The sequence below is a fragment of the Streptomyces montanisoli genome (genome assembly GCF_017813245.1).
In the GTDB taxonomy this organism is placed as follows: domain Bacteria; phylum Actinomycetota; class Actinomycetes; order Streptomycetales; family Streptomycetaceae; genus Streptomyces; species Streptomyces montanisoli.
The window spans coordinates 30988-54127 of the sequence record NZ_JAGIQL010000031.1; the positions used below are offsets into that span (position 1 = coordinate 30988).

27 protein-coding genes are annotated in these 23140 nt (G+C 73.1%); 15 read left to right on the forward strand and 12 right to left on the reverse strand.

The genetic code is table 11. The features are described 5' to 3' along the window. The first annotated feature begins 37 nt into the window (after positions 1-37). Positions 38-355: an STAS domain-containing protein gene (locus JFN87_RS10590; RefSeq protein WP_209339700.1), complete on the forward strand. Its 318-nt coding sequence runs from the start codon at positions 38-40 to the stop codon at positions 353-355. A 58-nt stretch (positions 356-413) separates the two neighbouring features. Here JFN87_RS10590 and JFN87_RS10595 read toward each other — a convergent pair whose 3' ends face one another. Then, the gene (locus JFN87_RS10595; RefSeq protein ID WP_209339701.1) at positions 414-1400 is read right to left on the reverse strand and encodes a sigma-70 family RNA polymerase sigma factor; all 987 of its coding nucleotides are present in this window, start codon (positions 1398-1400) and stop codon (positions 414-416) included. Positions 1401-1502: 102 nt separating this feature from the next. Next, complete coding sequence (locus tag JFN87_RS10600) at positions 1503-2747, reverse strand: MFS transporter (protein ID WP_209339702.1); 1245 nt, start codon at positions 2745-2747, stop codon at positions 1503-1505. Between the two features lie 216 nt (positions 2748-2963). On the opposite strand from JFN87_RS10600, the gene JFN87_RS10605 reads away from it, so the two are divergent. Then, entirely contained in the window at positions 2964-3851 is an 888-nt protein-coding gene (locus JFN87_RS10605; RefSeq protein ID WP_372449215.1) for a LysR family transcriptional regulator, read from the forward strand. 16 nt (positions 3852-3867) lie between these two features. On the opposite strand, the gene JFN87_RS10610 is transcribed toward JFN87_RS10605, so the two are convergent. Then, on the reverse strand, positions 3868-4218 hold the full coding sequence (locus JFN87_RS10610) for a winged helix-turn-helix transcriptional regulator (RefSeq protein ID WP_209339704.1): 351 nt from the start codon (positions 4216-4218) through the stop codon (positions 3868-3870). A gap of 120 nt (positions 4219-4338) precedes the next feature. Between JFN87_RS10610 and JFN87_RS10615 the strand changes: the two genes are divergently transcribed. Together JFN87_RS10615 and JFN87_RS10620 are read left to right on the forward strand one after the other, a co-directional pair. Then, a complete protein-coding gene (locus JFN87_RS10615; protein ID WP_209339706.1) occupies positions 4339-5166 on the forward strand; it encodes a polysaccharide deacetylase family protein in 828 nt (275 codons plus the stop codon). Beyond that, a complete protein-coding gene (locus tag JFN87_RS10620) occupies positions 5163-6089 on the forward strand; it encodes an NmrA family NAD(P)-binding protein (RefSeq protein ID WP_209339708.1) in 927 nt (308 codons plus the stop codon). The genes JFN87_RS10615 and JFN87_RS10620 overlap by 4 nt, the downstream gene beginning before the upstream one ends. Positions 6090-6220: 131 nt before the next feature. Here JFN87_RS10620 and JFN87_RS10625 read toward each other — a convergent pair whose 3' ends face one another. Next, positions 6221-6982, reverse strand: coding sequence for a SigE family RNA polymerase sigma factor (locus JFN87_RS10625; RefSeq protein WP_209339709.1), 762 nt, complete (start codon positions 6980-6982; stop codon positions 6221-6223). Between the two features lie 237 nt (positions 6983-7219). On the opposite strand from JFN87_RS10625, the gene afsQ1 reads away from it, so the two are divergent. From afsQ1 to JFN87_RS10650, 5 genes are all read left to right on the forward strand, one after another. Then, entirely contained in the window at positions 7220-7897 is a 678-nt protein-coding gene (afsQ1, locus tag JFN87_RS10630; protein WP_078849770.1) for a two-component system response regulator AfsQ1, read from the forward strand. Then, positions 7795-9519 carry an ATP-binding protein gene (locus JFN87_RS10635; protein WP_209339747.1) on the forward strand — a complete coding sequence of 575 codons (1725 nt, stop codon included), beginning with the start codon at positions 7795-7797 and terminating at the stop codon, positions 9517-9519. Before afsQ1 ends, JFN87_RS10635 begins: the two co-directional genes overlap by 103 nt. Continuing rightward, a complete protein-coding gene (locus JFN87_RS10640) occupies positions 9516-10166 on the forward strand; it encodes a hypothetical protein (protein WP_307865390.1) in 651 nt (216 codons plus the stop codon). Before JFN87_RS10635 ends, JFN87_RS10640 begins: the two co-directional genes overlap by 4 nt. A gap of 114 nt (positions 10167-10280) precedes the next feature. Next, positions 10281-10883: a VanZ family protein gene (locus tag JFN87_RS10645; protein ID WP_209339711.1), complete on the forward strand. Its 603-nt coding sequence runs from the start codon at positions 10281-10283 to the stop codon at positions 10881-10883. A gap of 95 nt (positions 10884-10978) precedes the next feature. Beyond that, the gene (locus JFN87_RS10650; RefSeq protein WP_209339713.1) at positions 10979-11182 is read left to right on the forward strand and encodes a PspC domain-containing protein; all 204 of its coding nucleotides are present in this window, start codon (positions 10979-10981) and stop codon (positions 11180-11182) included. 109 nt (positions 11183-11291) lie between these two features. Here the strand turns inward: JFN87_RS10650 and JFN87_RS10655 are convergent, their stop codons facing one another. Further along, positions 11292-11633 (reverse strand): ATP-binding protein, encoded by a 342-nt coding sequence (locus JFN87_RS10655; RefSeq protein WP_209339715.1) that lies wholly within the window; start codon positions 11631-11633, stop codon positions 11292-11294. Between the two features lie 149 nt (positions 11634-11782). Next, positions 11783-12925, reverse strand: a complete 1143-nt coding sequence (locus JFN87_RS10660) for an adenosine deaminase (protein WP_209339717.1) — start codon at positions 12923-12925, stop codon at positions 11783-11785. 133 nt (positions 12926-13058) lie between these two features. Between JFN87_RS10660 and JFN87_RS10665 the strand changes: the two genes are divergently transcribed. The 3 genes from JFN87_RS10665 to JFN87_RS10675 all read left to right on the forward strand — a co-directional run bounded on the left by JFN87_RS10665 (position 13059) and on the right by JFN87_RS10675 (position 15736). After that, the gene (locus JFN87_RS10665) at positions 13059-13868 is read left to right on the forward strand and encodes a dienelactone hydrolase family protein (RefSeq protein ID WP_245179160.1); all 810 of its coding nucleotides are present in this window, start codon (positions 13059-13061) and stop codon (positions 13866-13868) included. Between the two features lie 462 nt (positions 13869-14330). Then, a complete protein-coding gene (locus JFN87_RS10670; protein ID WP_209339752.1) occupies positions 14331-15467 on the forward strand; it encodes a cytochrome P450 in 1137 nt (378 codons plus the stop codon). Further along, positions 15464-15736 carry a ferredoxin gene (locus JFN87_RS10675; protein ID WP_307865391.1) on the forward strand — a complete coding sequence of 91 codons (273 nt, stop codon included), beginning with the start codon at positions 15464-15466 and terminating at the stop codon, positions 15734-15736. Before JFN87_RS10670 ends, JFN87_RS10675 begins: the two co-directional genes overlap by 4 nt. Before the next feature lie 42 nt (positions 15737-15778). Here JFN87_RS10675 and JFN87_RS10680 read toward each other — a convergent pair whose 3' ends face one another. Beyond that, a complete protein-coding gene (locus tag JFN87_RS10680; protein WP_209339754.1) occupies positions 15779-16204 on the reverse strand; it encodes a MarR family winged helix-turn-helix transcriptional regulator in 426 nt (141 codons plus the stop codon). A 117-nt stretch (positions 16205-16321) separates the two neighbouring features. Between JFN87_RS10680 and JFN87_RS10685 the strand changes: the two genes are divergently transcribed. Continuing rightward, a complete protein-coding gene (locus JFN87_RS10685) occupies positions 16322-16981 on the forward strand; it encodes an MBL fold metallo-hydrolase (protein WP_209339719.1) in 660 nt (219 codons plus the stop codon). Here JFN87_RS10685 and JFN87_RS10690 read toward each other — a convergent pair. Beyond that, a complete protein-coding gene (locus tag JFN87_RS10690; RefSeq protein WP_209339721.1) occupies positions 16971-18029 on the reverse strand; it encodes a zinc-binding alcohol dehydrogenase family protein in 1059 nt (352 codons plus the stop codon). The genes JFN87_RS10685 and JFN87_RS10690 overlap by 11 nt on opposite strands. Positions 18030-18150: 121 nt before the next feature. Here JFN87_RS10690 and JFN87_RS10695 point away from each other — a divergent pair, with 121 nt between their 5' ends. Next, positions 18151-18807: a TetR/AcrR family transcriptional regulator gene (locus tag JFN87_RS10695; RefSeq protein ID WP_209339723.1), complete on the forward strand. Its 657-nt coding sequence runs from the start codon at positions 18151-18153 to the stop codon at positions 18805-18807. A gap of 28 nt (positions 18808-18835) precedes the next feature. Here JFN87_RS10695 and JFN87_RS10700 read toward each other — a convergent pair whose 3' ends face one another. From JFN87_RS10700 to JFN87_RS10710, 3 genes are read right to left on the reverse strand one after another with little or no spacing between them, the layout of a single operon-like run. Beyond that, positions 18836-19525, reverse strand: coding sequence for a response regulator (locus tag JFN87_RS10700; protein ID WP_209339726.1), 690 nt, complete (start codon positions 19523-19525; stop codon positions 18836-18838). Beyond that, on the reverse strand, positions 19522-20784 hold the full coding sequence (locus JFN87_RS10705; protein WP_209339728.1) for a sensor histidine kinase: 1263 nt from the start codon (positions 20782-20784) through the stop codon (positions 19522-19524). Before JFN87_RS10705 ends, JFN87_RS10700 begins: the two co-directional genes overlap by 4 nt. After that, positions 20781-21389, reverse strand: a complete 609-nt coding sequence (locus JFN87_RS10710; protein WP_209339730.1) for a hypothetical protein — start codon at positions 21387-21389, stop codon at positions 20781-20783. Before JFN87_RS10710 ends, JFN87_RS10705 begins: the two co-directional genes overlap by 4 nt. A 175-nt stretch (positions 21390-21564) precedes the next feature. Here JFN87_RS10710 and JFN87_RS10715 point away from each other — a divergent pair, with 175 nt between their 5' ends. Further along, positions 21565-22479, forward strand: a complete 915-nt coding sequence (locus JFN87_RS10715; protein WP_307865392.1) for a GNAT family N-acetyltransferase — start codon at positions 21565-21567, stop codon at positions 22477-22479. Positions 22480-22751: 272 nt separating this feature from the next. On the opposite strand, the gene JFN87_RS10720 is transcribed toward JFN87_RS10715, so the two are convergent. Further along, a complete protein-coding gene (locus JFN87_RS10720) occupies positions 22752-23003 on the reverse strand; it encodes a DUF7677 family protein (protein WP_209339732.1) in 252 nt (83 codons plus the stop codon). Positions 23004-23140 lie beyond the last annotated feature (137 nt).

Here is a 23140-nt window from a genome sequence, read left to right on the forward strand (position 1 = left end):
ACGATGAGTTCCCGTCGTGGCCGCGGTCTCGATACGTGTGGCAGACACCGAGCGCATCGTCCTCATCCTGGCCGGTCCGCTGACGGCGGGCTCCGCGCCGCGCGCCTGCGCCGAGCTGGCCGCGCGTGCCGTGAGGGGCGAGAGCGGCGGCGCGCCGCTGGTGGAGGTGCGCGTCGGCCTGGCGGTACGGGCCGACCTGGCGGCCGTCGAGGCGCTGGCGCGGCTGCGGCTCACCGCGCGGCGGCACGGCTGCGAGCTGGTCGTGCGCGGCGCGAGCGCCGAGCTCGTCGCGCTGCTGCACGCCCTCGGGCTCGGGCGCGTACTCCTGGCGGAAGGACCGTCAGCGGCGGGCTGATCTGCTCAGGGGGCCCGCGCAGGACCCGCGCAGGACCCGCGCAGGAGCCCGCGGGGCCTCAGCCGTCCGCGGGCAGCCGCATCGGCAGGTCGAAGAGCGGGAACCAGCGCGCCGTGTCCAGGAACGAGTTGATCCCGCGGATCCTGCCGCCCTCTATCTCCATGACCATCAGCGCCCAGGGCGTGTGCCCGTCGCCGTCCTCCGCCGCGTGGTAGTGCGCGAACGCCGGCATCCCGTTCGCCACCGTGGGCACGAGACGTGAGCCGCGGCAGACCGACCCCACGCCCTGGAGCCAGCCCACGATGTCGTCGTGGCCGCGCAGCCACAGGTCGTACGGGGGCATGGACAGCGTCGCGTCCTCATGCAGCAGCGCCGTCAGGGCCTTCATGTCGTAGCCCTCGAACGCCGCCACATAGCGGTCGAGCAGCTCCTTCTGGCGCGTGTCCAGCTCGTCCGCCGCGTCCGTCGCCGCCGGTGCGGCCTCCGCGAGCGTCGCCCGGGCGCGCTGGAGCGCGCTGTTGACCGACGCGACCGTCGTGTCCAGCAGCTCGGCCACCTCGCTCGCCCGCCAGGCCAGCACCTCGCGCAGGATCAGCACCGCGCGCTGCTTCGGCGGCAGGTGCTGCAACGCCGCCATGAACGCCAGCCGGATGGTCTCGCGCTCCACCGCCGTCTCCGCCGGGTCGGACACCTCGGGCAGCACCCGCACGTCGGGCGCGGGCTCCAGCCACGTCACCTCGGGGCGCGCCGTCAGCCGCGCCTGCGCGACCGGCGTCGGGTCCGTCAGATCCATCGGCCGCGCCCTGCGGTTGCCGGCCTTCAGCATGTCCAGGCAGACGTTCGTCGCGATCCGGTAGAGCCAGGAGCGCAGCGAGGACCGGCCCTCGAACCTGTCCATGGCGCGCCAGGCGCGGACCATCGTGTCCTGCACCGCGTCCTCCGCCTCGAACAGCGAGCCGAGCATCCGGTAGCAGTAGCCCGTCAGCTCCCTGCGGTGCTGCTCAAGGCGGGTGTCAAGATCCCGCCGCGTCGCCGTGTCAGCCATGCCGATCACCCCGGTAACCCCGTTGGCGCCCGAACGGGAGCCTGTCCTTCGGAAGCTACCGCAGCCCTCTGACAATCGCGGCCCGCCGCGAGGAACGCCAGGTCACAGCGGTGCGGGGGCCGCCGTCGCCGCGCGCCGTGCCGCGTACGTGCCGTACACCGTGAGGGCGGCGACGCCCACCATCGCGGCAAGGCCCATCACCACCGTCGCGGCCCACCCCGTCGAGTGGAACGCCGCTGCGCCGATCGCGCCGCCCGCGCTGCTGCCCAGGTAGTACGCCGCCTGGTAGAGCGCGGAGGCCTGCGCGCGCCCCGACTTCACCGTGTGGCTCACCGACGACGACGCCACCGAGTGCCCCGCGAAGAACCCCGCCGTGATCAGGACGAGCCCCGCGATCACGGCGACGATCGAGTCCACCAGCGTGACAAGCAGCCCGGCGCTGGTCGTCGCGAGCGCCGCGTACAGGGTCCCGCGCCGGCCGAGCCGCGCCACCATCCGCCCCGAGGACGCCGAGGTGAACGTGCCGACCAGATAGACGACGAAGACGGAGCCGACGACCCCCTGCGGCAGGCTGAACGGCGCTGCCACCAGCCGGTAGCCGATCACCGTGTACACGCCGCCGAACACCACCATGAACAGCGCGCCGATGGCGTAGAGCCGCAGCAGCAGCGGGTTCGAGAGGTGGCCGCCCAGGGTCCTGCCGAAGGCGCCGAGACGCAGCGGGCGCGGCGCGAAGTTGCGTGCCCGCGGCACCATGACCCGGAAGACCGCCGCGCACGCGAGCGCGGCGACACCCACCGCGAGCAGCGCGGCCCGCCACCCCCAGGCCTGCGACATCCAGCCCGTGAAGATCCGGCCGCTCATCCCGCCGATGCTGTTGCCCGCCACGAACAGGCCTATCGCGGAGACCAGCGCACGCGCCTCGACCTCCTCGGCGAGGAACGCCATCGCCGACGCGGGCAGCCCGGCGAGGGCCGCGCCCTGCACGGCGCGCAGCGCGATCAGCACCGCGAGGTTCGGCGCGAACGGCACCGCGAGCCCGACGGCCACGGCCACCACGAGCGACGCGGTCATCATCGAGCGCCTGCCGAAACGTTCCGACAGCGCGCTGAGCGGCACGACGGCCACGGCGAGCGCGCCGGTCGCCGCCGCGACCGTCCAGCTCGCCTCGCCGGGGGAGACGTGCAGCCCGTCCGAGACCGCCGGCAGCAGGGCCTGCGTCGAGTACAGCAGCGCGAAGGTCGCGATCCCCGCGACGAACAGGGCGAGGCTCAGGCGCCGGTAACCGGGCCGCCCGGGGGACAGGAGTGCGGGCGCCGGTGGCGCCTCGGTACTGACGGAGGCCATGTACAGGAACGTACGGAGCCATGGTTGATGCGTCCAATGCGCGCATCGGCGACAATCGTTCCCGTGGTGCATGAACAAAGGTCCGGGCCGCACGCGGCGGCCGCGAGTGACGAGAACCGCATCGGCCGGGACGTCGGCCGGGACGTCGGCCGAGGCGCCGGCGGGAGCGCCGACCTGGACGCCGACCTGGCGGCCGAGAGGCCGGACTGGCCGGCCGTGCTCGCGCCCCGGCTGGCCCACTTCGCCCGGGTCGCCCGCCACGAACACGTCACGCGGGCCGCGCTGGAGGCGGGGGTGCCGCAGTCGACGCTCTCGCGCGCCATCGTCCGCCTGGAACGCGACTTGGGCGTCGCGCTCTTCGCGCGCAGGGGCCGCACGGTCGCGCTCACCCCGGCGGGCCGGTCGTTCCTCGCCTCGGTGGAGGGCGCGCTCGCGGACATCGAGCGCGCCGCCGAGTCCGTACGCGCCGACGCCGACCCCGAGTCCGGCAGGGTCGCCTTCGGCTTCCTGCACACCATGGGCTCGGAGACCGTGCCAGGGCTGCTGCGCGAGTTCCGCGCCGGCCATCCGCGCGTCAGGTTCCAGCTGGTGCAGACGTACGGCGAGGCCATGCTGGAGCGGCTGCGCGCCGGCGAGCTCGACCTCTGCCTCACCTCGCCCATGCCCGACGAGCCCGGCCTCGTCGCCCGCGGCCTCGACGAGCAGCGGCTGCGCCTCGTCGTGCCCGAGGGCCACCGGCTGGCCCGGCGCAGGCGCGTGCGGCTGGCGGAGGCGGCGGACGAGGCGTTCGTGACCCTTGAGCCCGGGTTCGGCCTGCGCCGCATCACCGACGACCTGTGCGCGCAGGCGGGGTTCCGCCCGCGCATCGCCTTCGAGGGCGAGGAGGCGGAGACGCTGCGCGGCCTCGTCGCCGCCGGACTCGGGGTGGCGCTGCTGCCGCCCCCGGCGTTCGCGCGCCCCGGCGTCGCCGAACTGGTGGTGACCGCGCCGCGCGCGGCCCGCGACATCGGCGTCGCCTGGCTGGAGGGCCACCACGACACGCCGCCTGTGGCGGCCTTCAAGCGCTTCCTGCTGTCCCGAAGGGGCCGGCTCCTGGCCACCTGACCGGCGAACGGGAGACTCAGCCCGCCTCGGACTCCTGGAAGCCCACGACGGCCGCGCCGTGCTCGTGAGCCCACTCGGTCAGCACGCCGATCGGCCGCACAAGCGTCCGGCCCAGGTCCGTCAGCGTGTACTCGACCCTCCCGGCCTCGGCGCGGCGGTCGACCAGGCCGTACCCCTGCAACCGCCGCAGCGTCTGGGTCAGCACCTTCCGCGAGATCCCGCCGATCAGGCCGACCAGCTCGCTGTGCCTGCACGGCCCCCGGCTCAACGCGAACAGCACGACCACCGCCCACTTGTCGGCGATGATCTCGATCGCCAGCCGGGCCGGGCAGTCCGCGAGGAAGACGCTGCCGGGGTACTCACGCATGCCCCGACGGTAGCCCGCCGCCAGGAACCGGCAGGTACCTGCCGCCTCCCTAGCGTCGACGACGGAAGCCGCGAAGCCGCGAGCGCAGCGCAGCGGAAGCCACCGAGCAGGGGAGACCGAATGGGGGCAGGGGCCTGGCCGGGCGGACGGAAGGTCGTCGCGCTGGTCACCGTCGCGTTGGAGCTGTGGTCACCGGGGCACTGGCCCCCCTACGCGCCGATGGCAGCGGCATGGCCGCTGCCCGGCGGCGTCGACGACACGCAGAGCACGTCCTGGGCGCAGTACGGAGTCACCACCGGCATCCGGCGGCTGCTCGACGTCCTCGGCGACCTGCCCGCCACCGTCGGCGTCAGCGGCCTCGTGGCCGAGCGGCACCCCGAGACCGTCCTGGCCGTGCACGAGGCGGGCCACGAGATCGCCGCGCACTCCTGGGCGCAGGACGTCGTGCCCGCGCTGCTCGACGCCGGCGCGGAGCGGGCCGTCATCCGCCGCTGCACCGGCATACTCCGCGGGGTCACCGGCGTGCGCCCGACGGGATGGATGAGCCCGCGCGCCACCGCCTCGCACCGCACCGCCGACCTGCTCGCCGAGGCCGGCTACCGCTGGACCGGCGACCACAGCGACCATGACCTCCCGCAGGTCCTGCCCACCGCGCACGGCCGGCTGGTCTCCCTCATGCACAGCGACCATTCCGACGTCCGCGACGCGGCGGCCGGGCCGTACGCCTACCGCGACCTGCACCTCGCACTGCTGGACCAGCTGCTCGCCGCCCCGGGCCCCGGCGTCTTCCACCTGACGGTCCACGCGCACGTCGGAGGCCGGCCGCTCCTCGCGGGCATGGTCGGCCAGATCCTCGACCGCGTCCGCGAGTCGGACGACGTCTGGGTCGCCACCCACGCCCAGGTAGCCGAACACGTCCTGACACACCACGGGAGCAGTACGCCATGACCCACGTCCTCGTCGTCGGCGGCACCGGAGCCATGGGCCGCCACGTGGTCAGCCGCCTGCTGGCCACCACCGACGCCACCGTCACCGTCCCCACGCGCCACCCGGAGTCCGCCCACGCCGCCGCACTCGCCGCCACCGCGCCCGGCCGCGTGCGACTGGTCCGTTCCGACCCCTCGGACCTCGACGCCCTGCTCGCGCAGGCCGACCGCGTGTTCGCCAACACCGACTTCTTCGCGACGGGCAGCGCCGTGGGCGAGTACCGGGAAGGCCTGCGCCTGCTGGCCGCCGCCGAGCGGGCCGGCGTGCGGCGCTTCATCTGGTCGTCGCTGGACAGCGCGGTGTCCCTGACCGGCCACCCCGTACCGCACTTCGACAGCAAGGCCGCCGTCGCCGCCCACATCGGCCTGATGCGGTCCGAGGAGATGCTCCGCAAGGAGACCGACGGCTGGTACACGCACCACGTCTCGGTGCTCACGACGGCGCCGTACTTCGAGAACCTGCGCGACCGGCTCACCCCACGGCCGGACGGCCGGGGCGGCGTGACCTTCAGGCTCCCGCTCGGCGCCGCCCGCTACCCGCTCGTCGCCCTCGACGACATCGCCCATTTCGCCTGCCACATGTTCGGCGACTGGCAGTCCTGGGGCGCCCGCGACCTCGCGGTGATCGGCGACAGCCTCACCGGCGACGAGATCGCCGCCGTGTTCGCACGCGTCACCGGCACACCCAGCACCTACGTCCCCATGCCGCACGACGAACTGCGCGCCGCCGTCCCCGATTTCGGCCACGACTACGCGGCCATGTTCCGGTTCTTCGCCGACCGCGACGTCTGCGCCCGCGACCGGGACATCGGCCTCCTGCGCCGCCTGCACCCCGGCCTGATGACGTTCGAGGCCTGGCTGCGCCACGGGAAATGGACGGCGTGACCCCGCACGCGCGTCGCACAAACCACGCACGCGCGTCCGCACAAACGGCAGGGCCGGACGGAACCCCCCGGTCCGTCCGGCCCTCCCGCTTCTACAGTTCCCCCGTTCCCCCCCACCCTCGGGCCCGCCGGTCAGGCGACCAGCTCGCCGAAGGAGTCCTCCCGGTCCTCGCCGAAGCTGAGGACCTCGTCGCCGCGCAGCCGCCGCAGCGAGCGCCAGATGCTCGACTTCACCGTGCCGACGCTGATGCCGAGGATGTCCGCGATCTCCGGGTCGGTGCGGCCCTCGTAGTACCTGAGCACCAGCATCGTGCGCTGCAGTTCCGGCAGGCGCGAGAGCGCCTGCCACAGGACCGCGCGCAGCTCCGTGCCGCTCATCGCGTCCGGGCCCGCCGCAGGCTCGGGCAGCTCCTCGGTCGGGTACTCGTTCAGCTTGCGCCTGCGCCAGGCGCTGATGTGCAGGTTCGTCATCGTCCTGCGCAGGTAGCCGCCGACCGCGGCCTTGTCGCTGATCCTGTCCCACGCCCGGTACGTGGAGAACAGCGCGCTCTGCAGCAGGTCCTCCGCCTCGTACCGGTCACCGGTCAGGTGGTAGGCGGCCGCGTAGAGGGAAGCGCGCCGCTCCTGGACGTAGGCGGTGAACTCCGCCGTGTTGTCCGTCTGCTCCGAGCGCCCCGCGCCCTCGACGTGGAGCCCCCCGGCCTCCACGCCGCCGCGCGCCGCCGGCTCGACGACCGCCATGTACGGCGGCTTGTGCCGGCTTCCGGCCCCCGTCCCGGCCGCGGTGCCCCGCACGCACGCCCGTCCGCTCACGACGGCGGACCGCTCCGCGGCCCCCATGTCGTGCAGACGCGTGACGACCGCCCCGGCAACCGTCTCGTGCAGTGCGTTCATCCCGCGCCCCCCTCGGTCGGAGCCTCGTGTTCCCTTACGCCGAAGAGCTTGCCGAACCCACTTCATCGCGCTGTCCCCCGACTGTCACGAAGGTGTCACAGGGGGTCGGCCGCACCCCGCGTACCGGGGTGGACAGAAGGGGGATACGTGCCGAACCGGCGGGGGCACGCCCGGTGGGCGCGTGCGAAGGGGTGGGACGGTCGAACTCCGGTGGCCGCATGGTTCAGAATGACCCTCGTGCCTTTCCTGTTGCTGATCGAGGACGACGACGCCATCCGCACGGCCCTCGAACTCTCCCTGTCACGCCAGGGCCACCGAGTGGCCACCGCGGCGACGGGAGAGGACGGCCTGAAACTGCTGAAGGAACAACGGCCCGACCTGATCGTGCTCGACGTCATGCTGCCGGGCATCGACGGTTTCGAGGTGTGCCGGCGCATCCGCCGCACCGACCAGTTGCCGATCATCCTGCTCACCGCGCGCAGCGACGACATCGACATCGTCGTCGGCCTGGAGTCGGGCGCGGACGACTACGTCGTCAAACCCGTGCAGGGCCGTGTGCTGGACGCGCGCATCCGCGCCGTGCTGCGCCGCGGCGAACGCGAGTCGACCGACTCCGCCACGTTCGGGAGCCTGGTCATCGACCGCTCCGCGATGACCGTCACCAAGAACGGCGACGACCTCCAGCTCACCCCGACCGAACTGCGGCTGCTGCTCGAACTCAGCAGACGGCCCGGGCAGGCCCTGTCCAGGCAGCAGTTGCTCCGCCTCGTGTGGGAACACGACTACCTCGGCGACTCGCGTCTCGTCGACGCCTGCGTGCAGCGGCTGCGCGCCAAGGTCGAGGACGTACCGTCGTCGCCGACGCTGATCCGCACCGTGCGCGGTGTGGGATACCGGCTGGACGCCCCTGCGTGAGCGAAGGACGGCGTGAGCCACGCACGGTGAAGGACGACGAGGACGGCGCGCAGGACCAGGGCGGCGGCCGGGCCGCCGGACAGGCCGGGCAGGCCGACCACGGCAAGTGGGCGCGCATAGGCCTGCGCTGGGGCAGCCTGCGGCTGCGCCTCGCGCTCGTGTTCGGCGCGGTCGCGCTGACCGCTGCGGTCTCCGCGTCCGGCATCGCGTACTGGATCAACCGCGAGGCGGTGCTGACCCGCACGCAGGACGCGACGCTCAACGACTTCCGCCGGCAGATGCAGAGCCGCGCGGCCGACCTGCCCGTGCGGCCGAGCGCGAGCGATCTTGGCACCACCGCCAAGCAGATGGCGGCCGACGGCAACGCCTACGACGTGCTGCTCATCGGCAAGGCGTCGGACGGCAGGACGATCAGCGGCGCGTCGTCCCCTGGCGCGTTCACCCTGTCCGACGTGCCGGACACACTGCGCGACGCGGTGCGCCACCGGCAGAAGGTCTCACCCGCCAACGAGTTCGCGTACCACCTGTTCTGGCAGCGGGTCGACCACGACGGCACGCCCTACCTGGTGGGCGGCGCGCACATCGACGGCGGCAACCTGACCGGCTACATGTTCAAGTCGCTCGCCCAGGAGCGCGCCGACCTCGAATCGCTCGCCTGGTCGCTCGGCATCGCCGCCGCGCTCGCGCTCGTCGGGGCCGCGCTCATCGCGCAGGCCGCCGCCCGTACGGTCCTCAAGCCCGTGCAGCGTCTCGGCGAGGCGGCGCGCCAGCTCGGCGAGGGCGAGTTCGACACCCGCCTCAGGGTCACCGGAACCGACGAACTCGCCGACCTGTCCCGCACGTTCAACAACGCGGCCGCCTCGTTGCAGAAGAAGGTCGAGGACATGAGCGCGCGGGAGGAGTCGAGCCGCCGCTTCGTCGCCGACATGTCGCACGAGCTGCGCACCCCGCTGACCGCGCTCACGGCCGTCACGGAGGTGCTGGAGGAGGAGGCCGACAACCTCGACCCGATGATCGCGCCGGCCGTGACCCTCGTCGTCAGCGAGACGCGCAGGCTGGGCGACCTGGTGGAGAACCTGATGGAGGTCACGCGGTTCGACGCGGGCACCGCCAGGCTCGTGCTCGACGAGGTCGACGTCGCCGACCAGGTCACCGCCTGCCTCGATGCGCGCGCCTGGCTCGACGCGGTGCACCTGGACGCGGAACGCGGCACGATGGCCCGCCTCGACCCGCGCAGGCTCGACGTGATCCTCGCGAACCTCATCGGCAACGCGCTCAAGCACGGCGGCTCAGGCGTGCGCGTCTCGGTGCGCACGGAGGCGTCGGGCACGTCCGACGGGGACGAACTGGTCATCTCCGTGCGCGACCACGGCCCCGGCATCCCCGAGGCCGTCCTGCCGCACGTCTTCGACCGGTTCTACAAGGCGTCCGCTTCGCGTCCGCGCTCCGAGGGCAGCGGCCTCGGCCTGTCCATCGCCATGGAGAACGCGCACATCCACGGCGGCACCATCACCGCCTCGAACGTGCCGGACGGCGGCGCCATGTTCGTCCTGCGGCTGCCGCGCGGCGCGCCGCGCGACGAAGGCCCCGGGGACGAGCGCGGAGAGGACCGTGAGCGGTGACGCGAGCGGTGAACGGCACGACGCGCGCGGGACGCGCCCGCCGCAGGCGCGCGGCGATGGCGCTCGTGGCGACGCTCGCGGCCGCGGTCTCCTCGGCCTGCGGCGTGCGCACCACGGCGGTGCCCGTCGACGCGGGCGCGGCGCCGTCCAGGATGCCCTGCGCCGTCAGCGCGAAGGACCCGGACGCCGACGCCGGTCCCGGCACCGTGCCGGTCAGGGTCTACCTGGTGTGCGCGTCCGAACTCGCGCCCGTCGAGCGTGCCGTCCACATGCCGCGGCGCGACACCCCCGACGCGCGCGTGCGCATAGCCCAGGCGCTGCTCGACTCCCTCCAGGCCCGTCCTTCGGCCGCCGAGCACCAGGCGGGGTTCACCACGTACGTCCAGCCGCCGCTGCTCGCGACGGCGGGACGCTCGGGCGATCCGGCCGCCACGCTGCGGCTGAGCGCCCAGCCGGAGGACCTGCCGGGCACCGCGCTCGCGCAGATCGTCTGCACGTTCGCCGAGGGCGGCGCGGCCAGGGGTGAGAAGGGGCGGGTGGTGCTCGGCGGGCCGGGACCGTACGCCCCGCGCGCGTACACGTGCGACGCGTCCGTCAAGAACGACCCCGACGCGGCCGTCCCCGCCACCGCCGCCACCGTGGCCTGAGAACCTCCGCCCGGGCAGCCCGGGACTCCCTGCCCCGCGCGCGGGTGTGCGTCCGCGCGAGTGACGCTGCTCTCACGGGGAACCGCGCGGCGCGTCCCGGGCGTCCAGGGACATGTGCGTCTAGGTTCGGGCGGCAGTGCCGCCATCCGCCTGAGGGCGGTGGGTGCCCTCCTGCTCTTCGTGCACCTGCTCGCGGTGGCGTGGCTGACGCTGCGGCCGGTCGACGCACCCTGGGTGACGGCGGCCAACCTGCGCCCCTTCGCCGGCATCAGGGCCGATTTCGCGCTCGGCGCCGTCCACGGGATCCGCAGCCTCGTCGAGGGGCTCGCGCTCCTCGCGCCCGCCGGGGTGCTGCTGCCGGTGGTGAGTGGCAGGCTCTGGGTCTCCCCGTGGGCGTCGCTGGCCCGCACGGCCGGGGCCGGCCTGCTCATCTCGCTGACGATCGAACTGCTGCAGACGGGCGTGCCGGGGCGCGTGCTCGACGTGGACTCGCTCATCCTCAACACGCTCGGCGTGGCGCTCGCCCACGCCCTGATCGTGCCCGCCGGGCGGGCGGGGATCCGGCGCCGCCTGCGGGCGTCCGCGTCCGCGCGGGTCGCCGCGGCCGACGGCCGTGTGGCTCCACGGGGTGACGTGTACGACCCCGACGCGGTCCCTGAGGGGGAGACCCCCGAGGGGCACACCCCGACGATTCCCAGGGTCGGCATCGCACCGTAGAGCGACGCCTGCGAGTGGGTACCCGAGCACCATGGAGTCATCGGAACCGCACACAGGACGGCGGTTCCCACGACGCTCTCGCGAAGGAGCCCCTCATGTCCGGTGCACTGGTCCGCCCCCGCGACGGACGCATGATCGGCGGAGTGTGCGCAGCGCTGGCACGGCGCTTCGGCACCTCCGCGACGACGATGCGCGTGATCTTCCTGGTGTCGTGCCTGCTGCCGGGACCGCAGTTCCTGCTCTACCTGGCGCTGTGGATCCTGCTGCCGGGCGAGAAGACGGCGAGGGCCGCCTGGTAGCGGACGCGGCGGGGCGCACGACGACGCGTGGGGCGCACCCCGTGGGTACTCCGAGATTCCTCGGGGTACTCCGGGATGCGCCCCACGGGCACGGGCGCTGTCCGAACGGTCAGCCGCCGAGGCCGTCGACCGGCAGGCCCTTGTTCAGCCCGTTCACCGGGAGGCCGCCGAGGAGCGAGCCCAGCGGGTTGGCGGCCCTGGCGGCCTGGAGCACCTGGGGGGCGGTCGTGTTGACGGTGCTCGCGGCGGAACGGGTCGCCGTCAGCGTGTCGGTGCCCGCGTTCGGCAGCTCCTTGGCGACCTGGTCCACCGGGAGCTTGTTGACGGTGTCGAGCGCCTTGCCGGTGTCCGGGAGGGGGCCGATGGCGGCCGAGGCCGTGCCGGCGGCGGTGGCGGCGAAGGCGGCGCCGAGCACGGCGGCACCGAGGGTCTTGGCAGCGGACCTGTTCATCTGGATTTCTCGTCCTTGGGGGTGGGGGAAAACGAGCGGCTCTGAAAGCTAGTCAGCGCCGCTCGTGCCCCGCAAACATCCCCCGACAATCCCCTGCCGTGTCCCCGGCGCCAGGCATCCGTCCGCCGAAAACCGAATCGGCCGGCGAATCAGCTGGTCACAGCGGTCTGACTGAACAGCCATTCGGACTTGAGCTCGGCATAACCGGGCTTGATCACGTCATTGATCATGGCCAGTCGTTCATCGAAAGGGATGAACGCGGATTTCATCGCATTGACGGTGAACCACTGCATGTCGTCGAGCCCGTACCCGAACGTCTCCACCAGCGCGCCGAACTCACGGCTCATGCTCGTGCCCGACATCAGGCGGTTGTCGGTGTTGACGGTGGCGCGGAAGTGCAGCCTGCGCAGCAGCCCGATCGGGTGCTCCGCGTACGAGGGGGCGGCGCCCGTCTGGAGGTTGGAGCTCGGGCAGAGCTCCAGCGGGATCCGCTTGTCCCGCACGTACGCCGCGAGCCTGCCGAGCGTCACGGAGCCGTCCTCCGCCACGTCGATGTCGTCGATGATGCGGACGCCGTGCCCGAGCCGGTCGGCGCCGCACCACTGGAGCGCCTGCCAGATGGACGGCAGGCCGAAGGCCTCGCCCGCGTGGATCGTGAAGTGGTTGTTCTCCCGCTTCAGGTACTCGAACGCGTCGAGGTGGCGGGTGGGCGGGTAGCCGGCCTCCGCGCCCGCGATGTCGAAGCCGACGACGCCCGAGTCCCGGTGGGCGTTGGCCAGCTCCGCGATCTCCAGGGCGCGCGCGGCGTGCCGCATGGCGGTGAGCAGCGCGCCGACGCGGATGCGCCGGCCCTTCTCGCGCGCGAGCCGCTCGCCCTCGCGGAAGCCCGCGTTGACGGCACGGACGACCTCTTCGAGGCTCAGCCCGCCGTCCAGGTGCTGCTCGGGCGCGTAGCGGACCTCGGCGTAGACGACGCCGTCCTCGGCCAAGTCCTGCGCGCACTCGGAGGCGACCCGGCGCAGCGCGTCACTCGTCTGCATGACGGCGCAGGTGTGCGCGAACGTCTCCAGGTACCGCTCCAGCGACCCGGAGTCGGCGGCCTCGCGGAACCACGTGCCGAGCTTGTCGCCGTCGTACTCCGGCAGCCCCTCGTACCCGCACGCGCGGGCGAGGTCGACGACCGTGCCGGGCCGCAGCCCGCCGTCGAGATGGTCGTGCAGCAGCACCTTGGGGGCGCGGCGGATCTGGTCCGCGTCGGGGAGTGGGGCGGTGGGTCCCGGCTGGCTCGTCATCCGTCCAATCTAGCGCCTACGCGCGTAGAGCGGGTGGTTGCCGGTGCTTCCCGATACGCGATGGTGACCGAGATACGTAACAGTGACCGCGCGGAAGGAGCGAGTCCGCGCGCCGGTCTGACAGTGTTCGGCCATGGGACATCAGGCAGGCCAGGGCGCAACGGCGCGCCCGCAAGGACCGAAACGCGAGGGGGCGGCGCCACCACTGCCACGGCTCGGCCGGCCGGCCGCCGCGCTCGCCGGGACCACGCCGGCGTGCGGCGTCGTCCTGGTGCTGCCCACGGGCGCCGAGGCGTCCGCCAGGCGCCCCTCGCCGCTCGTGCGTGCGGCCGTCGCGCCCTTCGCCAGGTCCCTGGGGAAGGCGTGCGCGCCGAAGGGCGTGCTCGTGCACGTGGTGCACTACCGGCTGGGCGGCTGGAACGGCGACGACGCGGAGCTGAGCGCCGACGCGCGGTGGGCGGCGGACGAGGCCGTCCGCCGCTACGGGGACGTGCCGGTGTGCCTCGCCGGCTACGGCATGGGCGGCAGGGCCGCGCTCCACGCCGCCGGCCACCAGGCCGTCAACTCCGTCGTCGCGCTGGCCCCCTGGCTGCCCGACGACGGCCTCGCCGCCCCGGCGGAGCCCGTGCGGCAGCTGCTCGGGCGCCACGTCCTGATCGTCCACGGGTCCAACGACCGGCGTGTCGACCCCGAGTTGTCGTACCGGCTCGCGGAGCGCGCGAAGAAGACTAACCGCGACACGTGCCGCTTCGAGGTGCGCGGCGACGGCCACGCGCTGCGCGGCCACCACCGCGAAGTGGCGGCCCTCACCAAGGACTTCGCCCTCGGCGCGCTGCTGCCGAGGGCGTTCTCACGCCCGGTGGAGGACGCCCTGGCCGCACCGCCGCCGCTGGGGCTGCGCATGCCCCTGGCGACGGGCTTCGGCCGCACGCTCACCGACTGACGCCGGGGCGCCGGATCCGCGCGCGCCGCCCGCGGCGCCACCGGCTGTGTGCGCCCGAGGGCCACCACGCGGCACGCGCCCGGCCAGTACGGGCGGACCGGGACCCGGCTGCGCGCGGAGCGGACCCGGCACGGCACGCGGACAGCGCGAGGCCGGGGCCGCCGCTTCTCATGTGCGCCGCCCCGGCGCCGCATGCACGCCGCGTGAGGCGATCTTGACGCTCCGCGCCGCGCCTGCCTAGCGTGGTGAACGGCTGCCCGGGAGGCGCCTCCCGCGGCCGGCCGGCCCGTTCGTCTCCGCCGCGGCGCCCAACTCCCCACGGGCGCGCTCGAATCCTCCTCAACCGTCGTGTACGTCGTGTACGAGAGGGAGACTCCCTTGACGAGCACCACGCCCCCCACGCCCCCCACCACACCCCCCGATCCCGTTCCCTACCCCTTCAACAAGGGCCCGGGGCTCGCCATGCACGAGGCGTACGCCCGCGCACGCGAGTCCGACGGGATGATCCGCGTCCAGATGCCCTACGGTGAGCCCGCCTGGCTGGCCACGCGCTACGCCGACGTGCGCGCTGTCCTCAGCGACCACCGCTTCTCCCGCGCCGCCGCGCAGGAGCACGACGAGCCACGGCACACGCCGGGCGCCGGCGTCGAATCGGACAGCATCCTCTCGATGGACCCGCCCGACCACACCCGGCTGCGCACCCTCGTCTCGCGCGCCTTCACCAAGCAGCGCGTCGAGCAACTGCGCCCCTGGGTGCGGCGGTTGACCGGTGACCTGCTGGCAGGGCTGAGAGCCAGGGGCGACACAGCGGACCTCGTCGAGGACTTCGCGCTGCCGCTGCCGATCGCCGTCATCTGCGAACTGCTCGGGGTACCGGCCGCCGACCGGCCCAGGTTCCGCGAGTGGAGCGACGGCGTGCTGTCCACGAGCCGCCTCACGCAGGAGGAGCAGTACGCCAACATGCTCGCGCTGCGCGACTACATCACCGGCCACGTGGCAGCGCGGCGGCTCGTCCCGAAGGACGACCTCATCTCGGCCCTCATCGCCGCCCGCGACGCCGACGACAGGCTCGGCGAGCAGGAGCTGGTCAACCTCTGCGTCGGCATCCTTATCGCGGGCCACGAGACGACCGCGTCGCAGATCCCCAACTTCGTCCACGTGCTGCTGCACCACCCGGAGGAATGGCGGAGCCTGCGCGACGATCCCGGGCTGATCCCCGCCGCGGTGGAGGAGCTGACGCGGTTCGTGCCGCTCATCGTAGGCGGCGCCTTCGCCCGTTACGCCACGGAGGACGTCGAGGTCGGCGGGGTGCTCGTACGGGAGGGCGAGCCCGTGATCGTGGCGACCAACGCGGCCAACCGCGACCCCGCGCGCTTCGAGGACCCCGAGGAGCTGCGCCTCGACCGCACGGCCAACCAGCACGTGACGTTCGGCCACGGCGTCCATCACTGCCTGGGCGCGCCGCTGGCGAGGCTGGAGCTCCAGGAGGCGCTGCGCGCCCTCACCGCGACGATGCCAGGGCTGCGTGTGGCGGGCGAGGTCGTGTGGAAGGAGGGGATGCTCGTCCGCGCCCCGAGCCGGATGACGGTGGGCTGGTGACGGCCCGGGTCCCGGCGCGCGGTCCTGAAGGCTGTACGGACCCCGCGTGGCACGTCGAGGTCGACCAGGACCAGTGCATCGGCTCAGGCATGTGCGTCGCGCTCCTGCCGAAACGTTTCGTCCTGCCGGGAGACGCTGCCCGCGTCCTGCCGGGCGCGGCGGACGGCGTCCCCGACGAGGCGCTGCTCGACGCGGCCGACTCCTGCCCGGCCCTCGCGATCACCGTCACGGACCGCGCCACGGGGCGGATCGTCGGGCCACGCCCGTAGCCGGAGCCCGGCCGCCGGTGCGGCCGCCGGGGCGCGCCCGCGTCACCTCCCGGCGAGTCGCCCCGTCAGGCGGGACAGCAGGCCGACGCAGTCGGCCAGTCGCCGCCGCTCCTCGGCGCTGAACTCGTCGCGGATGGCGGCGTCGAGCACGCGGGCCCGCTGGGCGCGCTCGCCTTTGAGGCGGGCGCGCCCGTCGTCGGTGATGTGCAGCAGGAGCTTGCGGCCGTCGCTGGGGTGCGGCTCCGCGCGCACCAGGCCGCCGGCGGCGAGTTCCTTGACGGACTTGGCGGCCGACTGGTGCGTGACGCCGCGCCGCTGGGCGAGGTCGGCCGTGGTCAGCGGGCCGCCGCGGTCGAGGTAGCCGAGGGCGGCCGCCTCGCCCGGAGGCATGGTGTCCACGGCCCGTACGGTCCTGACCAGCGCCCCGATCGACTGCCGCAACTCATCGGCCAGCCCGTCGTCGGCCACGTCCTCGATCGGCCCGTCCTCGTCCATGCGGGCATCCTACCCAGACATCCTCGCCGCAGTTGTACAATGCAGTTCTACAACCTAGTTGTACAGTTTCGAGCGAGAGGACCCCCGACCATGCAGCTCACCAAGTTCGGCCACGCCTGCGTCCGTGTCGAGAAGGACGGCCGCCGCCTGGTGGTGGACCCCGGCGGCCTGACCGAGCCGCAGGCGCTGGAGGGCGCCGACGCGGTGCTGGTCACCCACGAGCACTTCGACCACTTCTCGGAGGACGCCCTGCGCCGCGCGGCCCGCGACAACCCGGGCCTGCGCGTGTGGACCAACCACGCGGTCGCGGGGCAACTGGACGGCCTCGGCGCCCGGGTCACGGCCGTCGGGGAGGGCGACGCGTTCACCGCGGCCGGCTTCGACGTGAAGGTCCACGGCGCGTGGCACGCGGTCATCCACCCCGACATCCCGCGCATCGCCAACATCGGCTTCCTCGTCGACGACGCGCTCTTCCACCCCGGCGACGCGCTGACCGTCCCCGCCGCCCCCGTCTCCACACTGCTGCTGCCGGTGCACGCCCCCTGGTCCACGGTCGGCCACCTGATCGACTACGTCCGCGAGGTCGCCCCACGCGACGCCTACGCCATCCACGACGGCGCGCTGAACGACATCGGCACGGCGATGGTCGGCGGCTTCCTCGGCGACAAGGGCCCCGGCACCCCGTCGCGCTACCACCGCCTGACGCCGGGCGCCACGGTCCCGATCGGTGGTGCCCGGATCACACCGTGACGACCAGCTTCGTCGCGGAGACGCCGTCCCGGAGCCGGCGCAGCGCTTCGGGGATGTGGGCGAGGCCGTCGCCCACGACCGTCGCGTCCGGCGCGGCGCGGTACGCGCCGGAGGCGAGCGCGGCCGGGAGGAAGTCGGCGTAGATCGCGGGGCCGACCTCGTTGTCCTTCAGGGTGCCGCCCCAGATCCCGTTCACCCGCACCCCCTGGCGCGGTGCACGCCAGGACTGGACGCGTGCGACGAGCGGGGTCTGCGCGGACGCGACGCGCTTGCTGCCCTCGGTCCTGGCCGCGATCGCGATGGCCTTCGGGAGCGACCCGGACCCGATCGCGAGCGTCCCGGCGAGTGGGCTTTCGCCGATCATGTCCACGACCTCGTCGACGGCGGTGGGGCTGCGGTAGCTCACCGCCCCGGCCGCGCCGAGCGAGCGCACGTAGCCGAAGTTGTGCGGTGACGCGGTCGCCACGACGCGGTAGCCGGCGTTTCGCGCGAGCTGGATCGCGTTGCTCCCGACGCTCGTCGAACCGCCCCACACGAGAACCGTCTCCGACCGGTCGACGGGGTCGACGGGGTCTGCGCACGGCATCGCGAGGCCGAGGTGGTCCTGCTGGAACATGCCGGTGGCCGCGGTCGAGAGCGTCAGCGGTACCACCGCCGCCTGCGCGAACGGCAGCGAGTCGGGGATGGGCGAGACCATGTGCTGCATGAGCACGACGTAGTGCTGGAACGCGCCCTCGGCCGCACGGTTCTGCGACTTCTCGACGCCGAACGCGTGCCCTAGCACCCGATCGCCCGGCCGCAGCCGCGTCACGCCGGGACCGACCTCGACAACCTCGCCGGCGACGTCCGAGCCCACGACCGCGGGGAAGGTGAGCCACGGCAGCACCACGCGGTACAGGAAGCCGGGCAGGCCGTCGACGGGGTTCACGGCGATCGCCCGCACCCGCACGACGATCTCGTTCGCCGCCGGTGGCGTTCGAGGGGCGGGCCCCACTGCAAAGTGGGCGCCGCGCTTCGGCAGCCACAGCGCGACGTTCTGTTCGGTCATCTGCGTCCCAACTCTCTTTGCATGGCCGCTGGATCGCGCCGCCGGATCGCCCGCGCCGCACGGTCAGAGTAGACAGTGCCTAGTTCCTAGTCAACGCCTAGATCCCGATACCATGGGTCCCATGCCCGACGACCGGCCCTTCCATCACGGCAACCTCCGTGCCGTGCTGCTCGACCAGGCGGAGACGGTGCTCCGTGAGCGGGGGATCGACGCGCTGTCCCTCCGTGAACTGGCCCGCGCGGCGGGCGTCAGCCACGGAGCCCCGCGCAGTCACTTCATCGACCGCGCCGCGCTCCTCGACGCGCTGGCGGAGCGGGGCTTCGTCCGCCTCGCCGACGAGATCCGCGGGGCGGCCGCGCGCACCTCCGGCGCCGGGGCGTCCGGCGACGGCGCGCCCGGCGACGGGACGTCCGGCGACGGGACGTCCGGCCGTGGCGCGTCCGCCCTCCGCGCGGCCGCCTCGGCGTACGTGCGGTTCGCGGTGCGCGAGCCCGCGCTGCTCGACCTCATGTTCTCGGCGAAGGTGGTCGGCCCCTCGGAGGCGGTCGCGGGCGCTGCGGAACGCCTGTTCGCGACGATGACCGACATCATGAGCACGGCCGCCGAAGCGGGCGCGTACGACGCGCGCGACGTCGGCCGGCTGACGCTGCTGCTGTCCGCGACCGTCCAGGGCATCTCGGCGCTCGTCACGTCAGGGCGCATCACGACGGACCAGAGCGATGCGCTCGTCGACGACGCGATCACCGTCTTCCTGGCGGGCGCGTCGGCCGGACGCTAGGCATGTGACGAGCGGGCCGATCGGCCCCTCACCCGTCCCGCCGGCCGGGATCCTCCTCTGCGTGGATTCCATGCCGGTGCGCGTACACGATGGCCTGCGGGCGGTCGCGGCTGCCGGTCTTGGCGAAGATCTGATGGACGTGGCTCTTCACCGTGGCGCGGCTCAGGTACAGCCTGGCGGCGATCTCCGCGTTGGACATGCCCTGCGCGATCAGGCCGAGCACCTGGGCCTCGCGCTCGGTGAGGCCGTCGGGGAGCGCCGCGTCCCGCTCGGCATGCCCGGGGTCGTCGCGGCGGCTCGCGTTGATCAGGACGGTGGCGGCGACCGGATCGAGCATGGCGTGACCGGACACGGCGGCCTCGATGGCACGGTGGATGTCCGTGGCGGAGGCGTTCTTGGTCAGGTAGCCGATCGCGCCGGCTTCGAGGGCGGCGAGGACGGAGTCGTCGTCGGTGTAGGTGGTGAGCACCACGACGGCCGTGTCCGGACGCTCGCTCCTCAGCCGACGGGTGGCCTCGACGCCGTCGGTGCCGGGCATGTGCAGGTCCATCAGGACGACGCCGGCCTCGTGCAGGACGGCGAGGTCAACGGCCTGCGCGCCGTCCGCTGCGAGCCCGGCGACGTGCACCCCGTCGACGGCGTCGAGGATGGTGGCCAGGCCCTCGCGAACGACCCGATGGTCGTCGGCGACGACGACGGAGATCGGTGTGGGACTCATCCGCTGCTCCCGTCTTCGCGGTTGGCCGAGCCACCCCGCCGATAGGGGACGCGTGCGGCGACGCGCCAGCCGCCGTCGGGCGTGGGGCCGACCCGGAGATCGCCGCCGGCCTGCTCGATGCGTTCCCGCATGCCACGCAGCCCGAACCCACCGCCGCCTGTGCGCGGTGTCGCGCGCGTCTCGGGTTTCGGGGCGGCGGGCCTGGCATTGCCCACCTGCACGGTCACGTCCCGCTGACCGAAGCCGACTCGTACGTGCACGTGGGCGCCGGGGGCGTGTTTGGCGGCGTTGGTCAGTGCTTCCTGAACGAGCCGGTAGAGCGTGAGCGTGGTGCCCGCGTCGAGATCCCGGCGCACACCCTCCACCTCGAACTCCGCTTGGTGCAGTTCACACAGCCTTTCGATCTGCGCGGCCGGCGGTGTGGCCTCGCCCCGCAGCGCGCGAACGGCTTGGCGCGCCTCGTCCAGACCTGTGCTGACCAGCTCGTGGCCGAGCTCGATCTGCGTGAGCAGCTTCTCGCGCGGCGCGCTCGTGCGGGCGAGCGTGTCGACCGCGGTGAGCTGGATCGACAGCGCGCCGAGGGTGTGGGCGAGCACGTCGTGCAGCTCGCGGCCGAGACGGTTGCGCTCACCGGCCAGCTCCGCCTCGGCCCTGGCGAGCGCGGCGCGGCGGCGTTCGGTGGCGACCAGTGTGCTGTGCCGGGCGCGCTGGTCGATCTCGCGTCGGCTCGCACCGGCCACCAGCCCGGCGAGGGCCGCGGCGGCGGTGGCCAGCAGGCGACCGGGGAACGGCCCGTGGGCGATCGCCGCCAGGCAGTAGGCGACGGGACCGGCGGCGGACAGCACGAGGGCGACAACCGGATCGAACGTTGCGGCGGCCATGCTCACCGCGAGGCCGGTGAAGATCAGCCCGTTGGCGTCCGTGACCGCGAGCACCGCACCGGCCGCACACATCACCGTGGTTGCCACGGCCACGTGCGCGCCCCGGGCGCGGGCGGTCAGGAGCGGCCCGGCGGCCATGAGCGGCCCGGCGATCAGGAGCGGCCCGGCGATCAGGACGAGCCAGGCCACCGCCGCGACGGCCAAGGCAACGGGCGCGACGACCCCAGGACCGGCCGGGAGGGTGGCGACATTGGCCCAGACCGACACGCCCAGCCCCACCAGCATGACCGCGGCCTGCGCACGCGGATCGGGGATCATGCCGCTCAGCCCGATGCCGGGAGGATCCGCGGCCGACCTGAATCTGCTGGTGATACTCATCGCTCCGCATTGTCCCAGGACGGCACGGCAGAGGACCGCGCCCGCAGTGCGCCCGGCCGGGTCTGGGCAGCCAGGCATGCCCTGCCTCGCAGCCACAGCCCCAGACTGCGGAACAGGCTCATGCCCACGGACAGGAAGATGAAGCCGTTGGTCAGGCCGGTGCCGCTCAGATGGTGACCGGCGAGAAAGGTTCCGAGCCCCACGGGAAACACATGCTGGGCGCCGTAGGCGAAGCCGAGCCGGGCGACGGTCACAGCGATCCAGATGGCCGCGTAACCGACCCCTGAGCGGCTGAACGCGGCAGGCTTGCCCGCGCTGGCCGAGGCGCGCGGCCAACGCCGTCGCCAATCGGGGCAGTAGCCGACGGACACCAGAAGCGGACAGGCCGAGAACAGCCCGAGCACGGCCCCGGCCAGTGCTCCCGCGCCCTGCAGCAGCAGGTCGTCGCCGCCCGTGGGCAGCGAGGTGAAGAAGAACGGCACGATGACGATCACACCGACGACCGGCCGCCCCACCCGGAACCAGCCGATCCTGCGACGACCGAGGTCGGATTCGAGCACCACGGCCAGAATGGCCAGCTGCATGATCACGATGTTCGCTGTCATGCGTCCACCGTCGCCGCGACGCGTGACCGTGCCATCGGCCCACGGGCCGGTCACCGGGTGGAGATACGAGGCCGGGGGGTGGAGACCCGGATCCACCCCCAGGGTGGGCGGGCGCGGCGCGTCCCGCCCTCAGGGTGTCCTGGACACGCGACCGACGCCGCACTACGGTCTCGTGGTGCCCTTCTCCGGCCCGATGCTGCCACCCGGCTACCGGTCACAACCTGCCGGCACTGACGACGTCGACGTGATCCACGCGTTGGTCGCGGATTGCGAGCGGGCGGCGAACGGCCGGGTGCGCACCGATGCCGGGTCTGTAGCCGCCGTCTTCGCCCGCCCCGGTCTGACGCCGAGCTCGGACACCGTTCTTGTTCGTGACCCGTCCGGTCGACTGGCGGCGTGGGCCTGGGCGGATCGGCGCTCCGAGATCGACGTGCATCCCCACCACCGTGGGCGCAGCCTGGGCGCTGCGCTGCTTGACTGGGTCGAGGCACGGGCCGTCCAGGCGGGCAGCGAGGGAATCGTGCAGACGGTCCCCGACAGCGACGCCGGAGCCGTCGCGCTGGTGCGCTCGCGAGGCTACGCACCACTGGTTACGGCCTGGCTGATGGAATACACCATGCCGGACGAGCCACTTGTGCCTGAGGCGCCGCCGGGAATCATGGTCCGGCCGCTACGTGCCGGGGATGAGCCAGCCACACACCTGCTGGTGCAGGACGCGTTCGACGAGTGGCAAGAGCGACGTCAGCCCTATGCGGAGTGGGCAAAACACACCGTCGACCGACCCACCTTCGCCCCCGCCCTGTCGCCGCTCGCCTTCCACAACGCTCAACTGGTCGGCGCCGCGCTGTCCCTGGACCTGCCCGAGTCGGACGAGGGATACGTCGAGCAGGTCGCGGTGCGCCGCGATCAGCGAGGCCAGGGCATCGCACGCCACCTGCTGCGCTACGCCTTCCACGCTTTCCACCAGGCGGGACGACGCACGTGCACACTATGGACCCACTCGGACACCGGCGCGCTCGACCTGTATCTGCGGGTGGGCATGACGGTCAGGCACAGCTCTACGGTCTTCCGCAAGGAACTGCGGGCGTAGCTTCTGTTCGGACGGGCTGTCCCTGACAAGCGCCTGACTGCCCGCGTGAGCAGCGTGAACGCTGCCTAACCCGTACGCGCGGATCGTCATCACCACAGATGCAGGAAGCTCCGGACGTCGTCATAGCCGTCGAGAGCCCGACCGTCCACGTCCGACGGATCGGCCGTGGCACGAGCCGCCAGCGACTCCACCACCGCGAGAGCCTCATCGCTGAGACACCCGCAGCGTCGATGTGTATCGAACGTGAGGTTCCCCGAAGGCTGCCGGCTCATTCATGGGCCGTGCAGTTCCGTCTCCCAAGCCTGGAAGGGCGGCTCGACCTCGTAAGTTGGGTCGCAATGGCGGCGAATCCACTGTGCGGCTCGGTACTGCGCGTCCCCGTCGTTCAGCACCTCGCCATTTCCGTCGACTTCCAGCACGTTGCCATAGATCGCGAAGACCTGCTCAAGCGACGAACCGAACTGGAAGAGTGAATCGCCCCGGGTTTGATGGAGACATCGAAGACCCGGAAGGATGCCGCTCATGGCTGCTCCCCGTAAGTACCCCGATGAACTGCGTGAACGCGCGACGCGTCTCGCGGTCGAGGCCCGCAAGGACCCGGCCGTCCGGGCTGGGGCGATCAAGCGCATCGCCGACCAGCTGGACGTGCACCCCGAGGCCC

Coding starts and splice junctions, on each gene's coding strand:
- JFN87_RS10595 (WP_209339701.1), bottom strand. CDS start 1,400: ATGGCTGACACGGCGACGCGGCGGGATCTTGACACCCGCCTTGAGCAG.
- JFN87_RS10600 (WP_209339702.1), bottom strand. CDS start 2,747: ATGGCCTCCGTCAGTACCGAGGCGCCACCGGCGCCCGCACTCCTGTCC.
- JFN87_RS10610 (WP_209339704.1), bottom strand. CDS start 4,218: ATGCGTGAGTACCCCGGCAGCGTCTTCCTCGCGGACTGCCCGGCCCGG.
- JFN87_RS10615 (WP_209339706.1), top strand. CDS start 4,339: ATGGGGGCAGGGGCCTGGCCGGGCGGACGGAAGGTCGTCGCGCTGGTC.
- JFN87_RS10620 (WP_209339708.1), top strand. CDS start 5,163: ATGACCCACGTCCTCGTCGTCGGCGGCACCGGAGCCATGGGCCGCCAC.
- JFN87_RS10625 (WP_209339709.1), bottom strand. CDS start 6,982: ATGAACGCACTGCACGAGACGGTTGCCGGGGCGGTCGTCACGCGTCTG.
- JFN87_RS10650 (WP_209339713.1), top strand. CDS start 10,979: ATGTCCGGTGCACTGGTCCGCCCCCGCGACGGACGCATGATCGGCGGA.
- JFN87_RS10655 (WP_209339715.1), bottom strand. CDS start 11,633: ATGAACAGGTCCGCTGCCAAGACCCTCGGTGCCGCCGTGCTCGGCGCC.
- JFN87_RS10660 (WP_209339717.1), bottom strand. CDS start 12,925: ATGACGAGCCAGCCGGGACCCACCGCCCCACTCCCCGACGCGGACCAG.
- JFN87_RS10665 (WP_245179160.1), top strand. CDS start 13,059: ATGGGACATCAGGCAGGCCAGGGCGCAACGGCGCGCCCGCAAGGACCG.
- JFN87_RS10670 (WP_209339752.1), top strand. CDS start 14,331: ATGCACGAGGCGTACGCCCGCGCACGCGAGTCCGACGGGATGATCCGC.
- JFN87_RS10685 (WP_209339719.1), top strand. CDS start 16,322: ATGCAGCTCACCAAGTTCGGCCACGCCTGCGTCCGTGTCGAGAAGGAC.
- JFN87_RS10690 (WP_209339721.1), bottom strand. CDS start 18,029: ATGACCGAACAGAACGTCGCGCTGTGGCTGCCGAAGCGCGGCGCCCAC.
- JFN87_RS10695 (WP_209339723.1), top strand. CDS start 18,151: ATGCCCGACGACCGGCCCTTCCATCACGGCAACCTCCGTGCCGTGCTG.
- JFN87_RS10700 (WP_209339726.1), bottom strand. CDS start 19,525: ATGAGTCCCACACCGATCTCCGTCGTCGTCGCCGACGACCATCGGGTC.
- JFN87_RS10705 (WP_209339728.1), bottom strand. CDS start 20,784: ATGAGTATCACCAGCAGATTCAGGTCGGCCGCGGATCCTCCCGGCATC.
- JFN87_RS10710 (WP_209339730.1), bottom strand. CDS start 21,389: ATGACAGCGAACATCGTGATCATGCAGCTGGCCATTCTGGCCGTGGTG.
- JFN87_RS10720 (WP_209339732.1), bottom strand. CDS start 23,003: ATGAGCGGCATCCTTCCGGGTCTTCGATGTCTCCATCAAACCCGGGGC.